This window comes from Paenibacillus sp. LS-5 (assembly GCF_056121505.1).
The window spans coordinates 1-13,423 of record NZ_JBWAVA010000026.1 but is presented as its reverse complement, the minus strand read 5'-3'; the positions used below and the strand labels follow the sequence as shown (position 1 = coordinate 13,423).

Here is a 13,423-nt window from a genome sequence, read left to right as displayed (position 1 = left end):
GAGTATGAAATATAAAGAGCCAGGCAGACCGGCTCAAGAACGGGCGGAGCAACTGCTCGGACTGATGACCTTGGAAGAAAAGGCCGCACAGCTGGTTCAGCCTTTTGGCTGGCAGGCCTATGAACATACAGAGGGAACGATTACGCTCACGGAAGATTTTAAACGCCAAGTGGCGGATTCGGGCGTCGGTTCGCTCTACGGCATGCTTCGTGCGGATCCCTGGACCGGAGTGACGCTGGCAAGCGGATTGTCCCCGCGTCAGGGTGCGGAGGCAGTGAATGCCATTCAGCGCTATGCCATCGAGAACTCACGCCTCGGCATTCCGATCTTGATCGGGGAAGAATGCTCACATGGCCATATGGCGATTGGGGCAACGGTATTTCCGGTTCCGCTGTCGCTCGGGAGCTCGTGGAATGTAGACCTGTACCGGGAGATGTGCCGGGCAGTGGCACTGGAGACCCGGAGCCAGGGCGGAACAGTTACCTATTCCCCTGTGCTGGATGTGGTGCGCGACCCCCGCTGGGGCCGGACGGAGGAATGCTTTGGGGAAGATGCCTATCTGATCAGCGAACTGGCGGTTGCCTCCGTCGAGGGACTGCAGGGAGAATCGCTGAGCAGTCCGGAAAGCGTTGGCGCTACACTGAAGCACTTCGCCGGCTATGGCAGCTCCGAGGGCGGCCGCAATGCGGGCCCTGTGCATATGGGCTGGCGCGAGCTGCTTGAAGTGGATCTGCTGCCGTTCAAGAAGGCGGTGGAAGCGGGGGCTGTTTCTATTATGCCCGCCTACCATGAAATTGACGGTGTGCCCTGTACGACGAATACCGCACTTCTGGAGGATATTCTCCGGGGGGCCTGGGGGTTTGACGGCCTTGTGATTACCGATTGCGGAGCGATCGAAATGCTGGCCGACGGCCATGATGTGGCAGAAGATGGACGGGATGCAGCGGTGCAGGCTATCAATGCGGGCATCGATATGGAGATGTCTGGCGTCATGTTCGGAGAACATCTCGCCGGCGCCGTCCGCAGCGGCAAGCTTGCAGTGGAGGTTCTGGACCGTGCCGTTCAGCGCGTGCTGGAGCTGAAGTTCAAGCTCGGCCTGTTCGAGCAGCCGTACGCCGATCCGGATGCGGCGGAGAAGTTCATCGGCAGCGAGAAACACCGGGAGCTTGCCCGGAAGCTGGCTGCGGAGAGCATTATTCTGCTGAAGAATGAAGGCGGTATACTGCCACTGGCTGGTGACGGGGGCGCTAACGGTGGCGTTGGCGGTGACAGCGTCAGGAAAGGCAGCGTCAGTGCGAGTGGCGCCGGCAAGATTGCCGTCATCGGCCCGAACGCCGATGCGCCGTATAATCAGCTGGGCGATTATACCTCGCCGCAGCAGCGATCAGGCATTGTAACCGTGCTGGACGGTATCCGCAGCAAGCTGGGAGCGGAGCGGGTGCTATACGCGCCTGGTTGCCGGATCAAAGGCAACGACAGAGAAGGCTTCGAAGCCGCGCTGGCCTGTGCCGCGCAGGCTGAGACCGTGGTGATGGTGCTCGGCGGCTCAAGCGCCCGTGACTTCGGCGAAGGTAGTATTGACCTGAAGACCGGGGCATCCAAGGTGACGGAGCATGCCTGGAGCGATATGGACTGCGGCGAAGGGATTGACCGGATTTCGCTGGCTCTATCGGGTGTGCAGCTGGAGCTGGTGAAGGAGATCCATAAGCTGGGCAAGCCGGTGGTCGTGGTCTATATCAACGGCCGTCCGGTGAGTGAGCCCTGGATTGAAGAGCACGTTGATGCCATTCTGGAGGCCTGGTATCCTGGGCAGGAGGGTGGCCATGCGGTGGCTGACATTCTGTTCGGAGATGTGAATCCTTCTGGACGGCTTACGATCTCCTGGCCGAAGGATGCAGGACAGCTTCCGGTGTACTATAACGGCAAGCGTTCACGAGGCAAAAAATATCTGGAAGCCGATTCGCAGCCCCAATATCCGTTCGGATATGGACTGAGCTATACGAGCTTCAGCTACTCTGAACTCCAGGTGGAGCCGCAAATGATCACTGCAGAGGGAACCGCAACAGCACGTATTACTGTTAGCAACACGGGAGAACGGGAAGGAGCCGAGGTCGTTCAGCTCTACATCTCCGATGTGGCAAGCAAGGTATCCAGACCTGCGAAGGAACTTAAGGGCTTCCGCAAGATCACACTGGCTCCAGGAGAATCGCGAATTGTAGAATTTGAAGTCGGCGCGGAGCAACTGCAATATATCGGCCAAGATTATCAGCCTGTCGTGGAGCCGGGAGCTTTCAAGGTGCTGGTGGGCAGTCATGTCAATGATGTGCAGGAAGCCGCACTCGAAGTCATGGAGGGGTCACATGGAACGGATTAGAAGATTTATCCGCGAGCTGTCGGAACGGCAATGGCTGGAGCAGCATGTGCTGGAAGGATGGGATATTCAGGCTTCTGTATATACCGTGCCGGGTCAATATGAGGGGATGCGGCCTTATACCGAAGGCGGAGATTTCGAACTGTTTCCCAGTGTTCAGGGAATCACATACTTTTTTCGCCGCACGCTTGCGATTCCAGCGGAATGGACCGGGAAGCGTGTAGGTCTGATCTTTGAGTCAGGAGGGGAAGGTTTGTTGCGTGTGAACGGGGAATCCCGCCAAGGCCTTGACCGGAATCACACCTTTGTAGCTCTGGAGGCCTCTCCGGACGGCAGACCGCTAGAGCTGGAAATCGAATTGTTCGATCCCATCCCTGAGCCGGTGGATCCGCTGAATCAGCAGGCGGTCATCCAGCCGCCGATCCGGGCCATCCGGACCTGGCTGGTACAGGTCAATGAGCCGGTACAGAGCCTGATGTATACCGCTGTTATTGTACGTGATGCAGCTATACTGCTGCCAGAAGAGGATATGCGCCGCACTCGGATGCTTGAAGCCTTGTACCGTATTATGGATAGTTATTTGAAGCTGAGCGAGTCTGACGTCTATGAAGGAAGGGCTGCAGCTGCCCTGGAAGAGATGCTGCGCGCAGACATTGCGAAGATCGGCGCCAATGCAGAAGGCACTATCCATATGGTCGGCCAGTCACATATCGACATTGCCTGGCTGTGGCCGGTGCGAGAGACCGTGCGGAAGACCAGCCGGACCTTTTCCACCGTGAATGCCTTAATGGACGAATACCCGGAATATCAATTTGCTCAGAGCCAGCCCCAGCTGTTCGAATATCTCAAGGAGAACGACCCGGTCCTGTTCGCGAAGGTCAAAGAGAGAGTTAAGGAAGGCCGCTGGGAGCTGGTAGGCGGCATGTGGGTAGAGCCGGATCTGAATATTCCAAGCGGAGAATCGCTGATGCGCCAGATGCTCTACGGTCAGCGCTTCTACCTGGAGGAATTCGGGCAGACCTCGGACATAGAATGGCTGCCGGATACCTTCGGTTACTGCGCTTCACTCCCGCAGATTATGCGGCATGGGGGTGTGAACTATTTCATGACCACGAAGCTCGGCTGGAATGACACCAATGTGTTCCCGTATGATCTGTTCCATTGGGTCGGCATTGACGGCACCCCGATGCTCTCTTATCTCAACCATGGAGTGAACGAGAATACGTTACCGAAGGATGTGCATGACCATTGGCAATCTTTCCGCGAAAAGCGAATACACAACGAGCAGATGCTGCTCTACGGGCATGGCGACGGCGGCGGGGGCGTAACCCGCGAGATGCTGGAATACATCCGCCGTGCGGACCTGATGATAGGCCAGCCGGCTAGTACCTTCAGCAGTGCCGCAGATTTCTTCGCAGGCATTGAAGAACGGCAGCCAAAACTGCCGGAATGGCGCGGTGATCTGTATCTGGAGCTGCATCGCGGCACCTATACTACGCATGGCCGCAACAAACGGAACAACCGCAAGGCGGAGATTCTCTACCGCGAGGCAGAACTGTGGCAGACGCTGGCAGCCCCTTTTATGAAGCCGGAGCTGTTCAATCTCGGCACAGAGCAACTGCATCAAGGCTGGAAGCTGGTGCTGCTGAACCAGTTCCATGACATTATTCCAGGCTCGGCCATCACCGAAGCCTATGAGACCTCGGAGAAGGAATACCGCGAGGTGTTCGGCCTGGGTCAGGCAGCGCTGCAGCCGGGACTTGAAGTCTTGGCCGCCCAGGTGGCAACAGAAGGAGAAGGCCAGCCTTACGTGGTGTTCAATAGCCTTAGCTGGGTTCGTGATGCAGTAGTTGCAATTCAATTGGCTAATCCAGAATCAACAGATACAGAACTATCAGATTCAGAAGGGGTCCTGGCCGCTTTTGATGAGTCAGGAAACGTACTACCGCTAGATCTTGTGACCGGTTTGTCAGCTGAGGATGAGACCTCGCACCAGACAACGAATCAATGGACCGCTTATATACATGTCCCGGCAATCCCGGCTTTGGGGTATAAGACGATATGGCTGAGACGCGAGGAATGTATAACGCTGGGGAGTAGAGAAGCCCGGAATAGGCTGGATAGCATGACAGCAGCGAAAATGTCAGCCGCCGAAACATCGGTGAGAATTCCAGACGTAGCGGCCCTACTTGCGGGTGCATCCTCTGCACTGCCTGAACGAGCAGTCCTGCATGACCGCTGGGATACACCGCATTACCGCCTGACGTTCAACGAACGGGGTGAAATCACCAGTCTGTTCGACAAGGCGGCAGGTCGGGAAATTGTACAGAAGGGTGGCCGCGCCAACCAATTCCACTTCTTCCATGACCGGCCGACCTTGTGGGATGCCTGGGACATTGACAGCCGTTATGAAGCCCTGCCTGCTGGCGAAGTAGAGCTGGTAGAGAAATACGTGCTGCACTCCGGCACAGTCCGGGATGTGCTGAGATTCCGCTGGAAGCTGGGCAAGTCGCTGATCACCCAGGATTTGATTCTGTATGCCCATGATCGGCGGATGGATTTCAAGACACATGTGGATTGGAATGAAGCCCACAAGCTGCTGAAAGTGGGCTTCCCGGTCGATGTGGTTGCAGACAAAGCAACCTATGAGATTCCATTTGGCGCGCTGCAGCGTCCAACGCATCGCAATACCAGCTGGGAACAGGCACAATACGAGGTCTGTGGCCACCGTTTTGTGGACGTATCCGAACATGGATACGGCGTCAGTCTGCTGAATGACTGCAAATACGGCTACGATATTCAGGGCAGCACCATCCGCCTGTCTTTACTGCGGGCGCCGAAATGGCCTGATGCCACTGCGGACCTTGGCACTCATGACTTTACCTACTCACTCTATCCCCACCAAGGGGATTGGCGGACTGCTCACACACTGCGCAAGGCTGCGGAGCTGAATCATGAAGTACAGACGGCCGCAGCCAGCGGGAAGACGGGTCAGTTGTCACCCGCCGGAGCCTTTATCAGCTTTACAGGGCAGCATGTTGTGCTGGATACGGTGAAGCCTTCCGAGGATGGACAGGGAAGTATTATGCGTCTATATGAATCCTCTGGAGGGCGTGAAACTGTGAAGCTGGCCTGGAATCAGCCGTTTAGTGAAATTTATATATCGAATGCTCTCGAAGAACAACTGGAGCCTATAGTCCATCACCAGGGTGAATTTGAACTGCACTTCGCTCCTTTTGAGATTAAGACGGTTTACATGAAATAAACTTCTTTAAATATATGCTGGACTTAAATGAAGGACAGCTGATTAGTGTGCAAGATCCCGCAAAAGCCTTCTCTAACAGAATTCAAGCCCATTTAGTTCCACTTATTCCACTTCGCTTCAACCCTAAGGAATCTAATGGCGATCATATCGAAAAATAAACTACCTATTGAATAGAAGGAGTGTACCTTCCTTGGAACAATTCAGACTACCCAAAATCCCGATGCCAAAGCTCGGGCTGCCACAAGCCGTACAGGAGGTGCTGGCAGAAGCTGAAGAGAAGCTGGCTCACCGTCCCAAGCTGCTGCAGCTGTTCAAAAACTGTTTTCCCAATACACTGGAGACGACTACGAAGCTAATGGAGGATGGCACTACATTTGTCATAACGGGAGATATCCCGGCCTCCTGGCTCCGCGACTCTGTGGAACAGGTCATTCATTATGTGCCTTTGGCTGCCAACGACCCGGACCTGCAGCGCGTCATCGGCGGTCTGATCAAACGTCATATTCAGTACATCCACATCGATCCTTACGCTAATGCTTTTAATGAGTCGGCTAACGATTGGCACTGGAACACCACCGATGTTACCGAGATGTCCCCGTGGGTCTGGGAGCGGAAGTTTGAAATTGACTCCCTTTGCTTTGTTGTGCGGCTGGCCTATACCTACTGGAAGGAAACCGGGCTTACCGATTTCTTCAATTCGGAGTTCAAGTCTGCCTTGCGGATCATCATCGATTTGTTCAAAAGAGAGCAGCGCCATTTCGAGCAGTCACCGTACCGTTTTTCCCGCAATAACGGCATTCCTGAGGACTCGCTGCGTAACAGCGGTCTCGGCATGCCGGTGAACTTTACAGGGATGATCTGGTCCGGATTCCGGTCCAGTGACGATGCCTGCGATTTCCATTACAACATTCCCGGCAATATGTTTGCCGTTGTAGCCTTGCGGCAAATGCAGGAATTCGCCGAGTGGGTATTCCGTGACATGGATCTGCTGGCTGAGCTCAAGGAGCTGGAATTCGAGGTCGATTACGGCATCAAGCTGTACGGCATTTACCGCCATCCGGAATTCGGGCCGATTTATGCCTACGAGACAGACGGCTTCGGTAATTACTGCCTGATGGATGATGCCGGAACCCCAGGGCTGATCTCCATCCCGTATCTCGGCTATACCACGGCGGATGATCCTATCTACCAGAACACCAGACGTTTTGCACTCAGTACAGAGAATCCTTTCTATTATGAAGGAACAGCAGCCAAAGGTATTGGCAGCCCGCATACACCGAAGAACTATATCTGGCACATGGCCTTGTCTATGCAGGGAATTACCGCACAGTCTGTAGAGGAAAAGCTGGAACTGATCGCTATCCTTGAGAGTACGGACGCAGATACCGGGTTTATGCACGAAGGTTTCCACGCTGACGATCCCTCCGTGTTCACCCGCAGCTGGTTCGCCTGGTCGAACAGTCTGTTCTCCCAGCTTGTGTACCGGATGATGAAGGAAGGCCAGCTGTGAGTGCTGGTGCTGCAATTCTGTTTGTTGACCCGTTATTCCCGGGCTACGCGGACGCCGCAGGACTGCTCCGGGAACAGGTGGAGCAGCAGGGGGGATTATATCATGCCGCCCATGCCGCCCATAACGCCCATCCTGTCCACATTGTTGATGCGGAGCAGCTGGCAGCAGCACTGGATGCCGCTGAGCCTGGCACATGCTTCATCAACCTTCACGCCCCTTACTTCCCCAAGGAAGCCTGGGGCTCCATCCTCGCCTACCTGAAGCGCGGCGGCGGGCTGCTGAACATCGGCGGCGCACCGTTCAAATATCCGGTGCGTGCGCAGAATGGCACCTGGCAGGCGGAAGCGGAGCAGACCGCCTACCACCGGCAGCTTCATATTCATGAAGCGCTTTGTGTGGACGGCGGCCGTGTGCAGTCGCTTGCTGCCCTCGCGGACATCCCTTTGTTCGCAGGCTGCGAGGGCCTGCTGAACCCGGCGGACACCTGGAATCTGGTGCCGCATGTGACCAAGAGCAGCGATCTGCCGGAGCAGATGGGCGCAAGCGGCCCCATGGATACCCGGATTTATCCGCTGCTGAAGGGCCTTTCTGCTGAAGGCCGCGAGGTATCTGCTCCCGTTGTACTATGGGAGCATGTCGGCGGTCCCTTCACAGGCGGCCGCTGGATCTTCATCGGCCAGCCGCTTACACCTGATTTCAGCGGTGAAGCAGGCTTGAAGCTGCTCGCAGACTGTACGGACTTCGCCGCCAAAGGCGTCACCGAATTATGGATCAAGCCGAATTACGCCTCTTATGAACAGGGGGAGCGACCAGTAATCAGCCTGCAGAGCCAGCGGCTCAGCCGTATCCAGACCGGGGGCGATCAAGACAAATGGAAGCTTACCTTAAGCCTACAGAAGCAAGGATCAGTTTCACCTTGTTTTGAACAAAGCTGCACGATTGCCATCAGCACTGAAATGAACTTCCTCCGGATTCCTATCCCCGTAGAGCTTGAGCCGGGCCTGTACATTCTGATCTGCCGTGCCGAAGCGGAAGACGGCGAGCAGCGCGTGCTGCGCCAGGGTTTCTGGGGCTATGACGCTGCACTGCTCTCGGAGGGCAAGCCAATCACGGCCGGCCGGGATTATTTTCAGAAGAATGGTCGCCCGCTGCCGGTTGTAGGGATGACCTATATGACCTCGGATGTGGCGCGGAAGTTCCTTTTTCTGCCCAATGCTGCTGTATGGGACCGGGACATGGCGCAGATGAAAAAGGCAGGGATCAACTGGATCCGCACCGGCATCTGGACAGCTTACCGCAATATCATGCAGGTCGATGGCCATGCCTCTGAAGAGGTGATGCGGGCGATTGATGCTTTTCTGCTGACCGCGGCGAAGCATGACCTTCAGGTGACCTTTACGTTCTTCTCCTTTACACCGGAGACGTGGGAAGGCAGCAATCCCTATCTGGACCCGCGCAGCGTAGAGGCACAAAAGCGGTTTATCCGCTCTATTGTTTCCAGACATGTTCACACAGCCCATGTGGATTGGGATCTGATCAACGAGCCATCGATGTTTGACCCGCCTCGTATCTTTTCGGACGGACCGAGCAGTGCAGGCGATATCCATGAACAGCAGGCGTTCTCCGCCTGGCTGGCGGAGCGCCATGACAGCATTGCCGTTCTTCAGGAGCGCTGGAACATGACGCCGCTGGAGCTTCCGGATTTTGTATCGGCACGTCCCCCGGAACAAGCGGAGATCAACTTCAGCATTCAGGACATTCACTCCGGCAAACGCGGAACCCGCTGGCTGGACTACTGCCTGTTCTCTATGGAGATGCACAATGTGTGGGCCAAGGAGCTGTATGATTCTATCAAGGAGCTGAACCCGGCGCATCTCGTAACTGTAGGTCAGGACGAAGCGCTAGGCGCACAGAGGCCTTCACCGTTCTTTTACGAACAGGCTGTAGACTACACAACCGTCCACACCTGGTGGCTGAACGACAATCTGCTTTGGAGCGGAATTTTTGCCAAAACAGAAAATAAGCCCAACCTGGTGCAGGAAACTGGAATTATGTATGTCGAAACCCCGGACGGGCGTGCCAAGCGATCTGAGGAAGAGCTGCGATCTATGCTTGAACGTAAGTATGCCTACGCGTTTGCAGCGGGCGGAGCAGGTGCTGTCCAGTGGATTTGGAATACCAACTTCTATATGGATAATGCTAACGAATCGCAGATTGGTGCACTGCGCGCAGACGGGACAGAGAAGCCAGAGGCAGATGTATCCTATGATTTTGGGCGTTTCATTGCAGAAAGCGGGCATCTTTTTGACGGACGTAAGCTTGAGGATATCGCGGTTATTTTCCCGTATTCCAATGATTTCTCCAACCGCAAGCTCGCTTATGATGCCACCACCCGGCTGACCCGCATCTTGTCCTATCAGCTGCGCCTGCCATTCCGTGCGGTTTCGGAGTATGGCCTGCAAGCACTGGAGGCTCAGCCGCCAAAGCTGATTCTCCTGCCTAGTGCACACAACCTGGATGATAGCGCCATGGAACAGCTGATTGGGTTTGTGGAACGGACTGGAGCGGTGCTTGTTGTAACAGGAGCATTGGGACTGAACTCCTACTGGCAGCCTTCGGGCCGGCTTGAGTCAGCCCTCGGTGCGCGTGAGCTAAGCAACGTGCGGCGTGAGGAGCGGATGAAGCTTGACGAGCGAACCTTTGCCGTATCTTACGGACAGCGCCGGATTGCTGAATTGGTCAGAGAAGTGCAAATCAGTGATGCAGAGCAAGCCACTCTGCCGACACAAGATGGCGATGCCGTAATCGATCTTCCGCTTGGCAAGGGGCGTCTGATCTGGTGCCCGCTCCCGCTTGAGCTGAATGACCGCGATGAACCAATCGCCGAATTGTACCGCTATGCGGTGGAGCGTTCATCTGTTCCTGCGGAGCTGGAGTGGACCCGCGGCGGTGATTTGCCGGGTATCTACGGACGGAAGCTCGAATTTGACGAAGGAGCACTTTATATTTTCGTATCCGAATACGCCTGGGATGCTGACGTTGAAGTTAAAGACCTGCAGACCGGTGTGAGCTACAGCTTCCGGCTGGAGAAGGAACGTTCTGTCCTATTTTCGGCAGATAAGCAGGGGCAGCTGATCTCTGTATACAGAGCGGGAGAAACTGCGATTACAATACACTGAGCAAGATTTAAGGGAGAGATGGGACTCATGACGAAGAAAAAAACAGCACATATCGTTTCCCACACCCACTGGGACCGGGAATGGTATTTGCCCTACGAGAAGCATCATGTCCGTCTGGTTCAGCTGGTGGATGCGTTGCTTGATAAATTGGACAGCAGTACAGCCTTCCGCAGCTTTTATCTGGATGGTCAGACAATTATTCTGGAGGATTATCTGCAGGTCCGCCCGGAGAATAAAGAAAGGCTGGAGCAGTATATCCGCGGTGGCCGGATTCTGATAGGTCCTTGGTACATTCTGCAGGACGCTTTTCTTACAAGCGGTGAGGCCAATGTACGTAATATGCAGATCGGCCATCAGGATGCGTTGAAGTACGGGGAACCTTCCAAAATCGGCTATTTTCCCGATACCTTTGGTCTTGTCGGCCAGACGCCGCAGCTCATGCTCCAGTCCGGTATTAAGAATGCTTTCTTTGGCAGAGGGGTAAAACCTACCGGCTTCAACAACACCGTATCGGATGGCGGGTATGAGTCTTCTTTCTCTGAACTGATCTGGGAAGGGCCTGACGGTTCCCGCATTCTCGGCATCCTCTTCGCCAACTGGTATTCCAACGGGAATGAAGTCCCGGCGGACGGGGCTGCTGCACGTGAATTCTGGGACCGCAAGCTGGCCGATGCCGAGAAATATGCTTCCACTGGTGAGCTGCTGTTCATGAATGGCTGTGACCATCAGCCGTTGCAACTGGATTTGCCTGAGGCTATCGCCACCGCGCAGGCGCTTTATCCGGAGATGGAGTTCGTTCATTCGAACTTTCCGGATTACCTGGATGCACTGAATGCGGATTTGGAGCAAGGCGGACGTGAGCTTTCATCCGTTACAGGGGAACTGCGAAGCCAACGGACCGACGGCTGGGGTACACTCGTCAATACTGCTTCGGCACGTGTGTACTTGAAACAGATGAACCAGAAGGGCCAGACTCTTCTCGAAAAAGTAGCCGAGCCACTGGCTTCCATTGCGGCGCTCACTGGCAAGGAGTATCCGCATCACCTGTTTACCTACGCCTGGAAGACGCTCATGCAGAACCATCCGCACGACAGCATCTGCGGCTGCAGTGTAGATGAGGTGCACCGCGAAATGGTTACCCGTTTTGATAAAAGCCGCCACGTAGCAGAAAGTATCATTGAAGACAGCGCCAGATTTATTGCAGAGGCTGTGGATACTTCTGTTTTTGCAGGCATCCCTGAAGGTGAGCAAGCTGTTCCTTTTGTAGTGATGAACACTACAGGCTGGACCCGCACGGGCACTGTGAGTATCGAGCTCGACGCGGCCCGCTTATACCTTCGTGAAGGCCTCGGCCTCGAGGAAACCTCACGAAGAATGAAGGAGTTTGATCTCTCCGGCCGGATATTGTTAGATGACAGCGGCAAAGTGCTGGTCTGCTCCGTAGAAGATCTGGGTCTGGAATTCGGCTATGACCTGCCGGACGATCAGTTCCGTCAGCCATACATGTGCCGCCGTATAAAACTCACCTTCGAAGCCTCAGAGGTGCCTGCGCTCGGACTGCGTGCTTATGCCTGGGTTGCCGGGCAGGCAGCAGCTGATCCGGAGAAGGTCTCACTTATCCGTGGCGAACATGTGCTGGAGAACGAGACAATCCGTGTTGAAGTTTCCCCAGACGGCTCTTTCAGCCTGAGTCACAAGCCGAGTGGAGCTATATACCGTGATCTTGGCATCTATGAAAATACCGGAGACATTGGCAATGAATACATGTACAGACAGCCGGATGGCGAGATTCCTTTGACTACCAAAGGACTCGATGCAGCTATCACTGTGCTTGAGGATACAGCTTACCGGGCGTCCCTGGAGATCAAGCATACCTGGGAGATTCCTGCTTCAGCTGATGCTACCCTGAAAGAGGAACAGCTTGCACTTGTGTACTATCCGGAGCGTAAAGCTCAGCGCAGCAGTGAGACTGTGACTCTGGAACTTCGTACTGTCATCTCACTGGAGCGTGAAGCCGAAGGGCTGCACATTGAGTCCACGATTAACAATACTGCGAAGGATCACCGGGTGCGGATGCTGTTCCCTACAGATATTCACACTCCGGTGCATCATGCCGATTCCATGTTTGAGATTGCCAGACGGGATAATGAGCCAGCGGCAGAATGGCAGAATCCGAGCAATACCCAGCATCAACAATCCTTTGTGGATATGAGCGACACAGAAATTGGCTTGACTGTAGCCAATCTTGGTCTGAACGAATATGAAGTACTGCGGGACGGACGTAATACGATTGCTGTTACTTTGCTGCGTAGTGTAGGGGAGCTGGGCGACTGGGGCTGGTTTCCGACACCTGAGGCACAATGTCTTGGCGAGCATACCGCGCAGTTAATGCTGATTCCGCATATTGGAGACGGCATTACTTCTGGCGCATATGCCAAAGCACACCAGTTCCAGGTTCCATGGACCGTTTTTCAGACGGGCGTCCATAACGGTGCGATTCCTTCCGGGTATTCACCTTTAAGCTGGAAAGGTACCGAAGCCGCATTTTCCTCCATGAAAATGAATGAAACTACCGGCGACCTCCTGCTGCGCTGGTACAACATGAGTGAGTTGCATGCTCAGCTAGAAGTAGGGCTAGAGCTCCCACATGAACATTTGTACTGCACAGGGATATTAGAAGAGAGAACGGCTCCGCTGCCTCATTCGGAAGATGCCCAGTATCAGCTGGAACTCGGGCCTTGCGAAATTGCCACATTCGGTATCCACTTAAGAGCTTAAATGTTTTTGTCCAAAAGATCCCCCGGCGCTTCCCTGCCGGGGGACCTTTAATAGTTCACTGGGATCATCGGGATTCACTTTCTTGAATCTTAGGTCGTCTTATTTACCATAAGAGCTATAACAGTTTAGCAGCGGACAGATTTGTTCGTATGTCTCTTAGCCGCCTGGACCTTAGACCTGAAGAGAGCTACGATCTAGGACATCAGAATAGGATTTGAAAAAAACTAAAAGTAATGCTTGCATTCAAAACCTGTACATGGTATATTCTTATTCCGGCCAAGAAATAGTAACGCCGAGCTCGAAATGAAGTTGAAAAAAAG

5 protein-coding genes are annotated in these 13,423 nt (G+C 54.6%); all 5 read left to right on the top strand.

All coding sequences use genetic code 11. The annotated features are described in order from the left end of the window. Positions 1 to 4 precede the first annotated feature (4 nt). The 5 genes from AC0MA3_RS24860 to AC0MA3_RS24840 all read left to right on the top strand — a co-directional run bounded on the left by AC0MA3_RS24860 (position 5) and on the right by AC0MA3_RS24840 (position 13,103). Positions 5 to 2,374, top strand: coding sequence for a glycoside hydrolase family 3 N-terminal domain-containing protein (locus tag AC0MA3_RS24860; RefSeq protein ID WP_474658161.1), 2,370 nt, complete (start codon positions 5 to 7; stop codon positions 2,372 to 2,374). Beyond that, the gene (locus AC0MA3_RS24855) at positions 2,361 to 5,636 is read left to right on the top strand and encodes an alpha-mannosidase (RefSeq protein WP_474658160.1); all 3,276 of its coding nucleotides are present in this window, start codon (positions 2,361 to 2,363) and stop codon (positions 5,634 to 5,636) included. The genes AC0MA3_RS24860 and AC0MA3_RS24855 overlap by 14 nt, the downstream gene beginning before the upstream one ends. A gap of 190 nt (positions 5,637 to 5,826) precedes the next feature. Continuing rightward, entirely contained in the window at positions 5,827 to 7,146 is a 1,320-nt protein-coding gene (locus AC0MA3_RS24850; protein ID WP_474658159.1) for a glycoside hydrolase family 125 protein, read from the top strand. Then, positions 7,143 to 10,325, top strand: a complete 3,183-nt coding sequence (locus AC0MA3_RS24845; protein WP_474658158.1) for a beta-galactosidase — start codon at positions 7,143 to 7,145, stop codon at positions 10,323 to 10,325. The genes AC0MA3_RS24850 and AC0MA3_RS24845 overlap by 4 nt, the downstream gene beginning before the upstream one ends. Positions 10,326 to 10,352: 27 nt before the next feature. After that, entirely contained in the window at positions 10,353 to 13,103 is a 2,751-nt protein-coding gene (locus AC0MA3_RS24840; RefSeq protein WP_474658157.1) for an alpha-mannosidase, read from the top strand. Positions 13,104 to 13,423 lie beyond the last annotated feature (320 nt).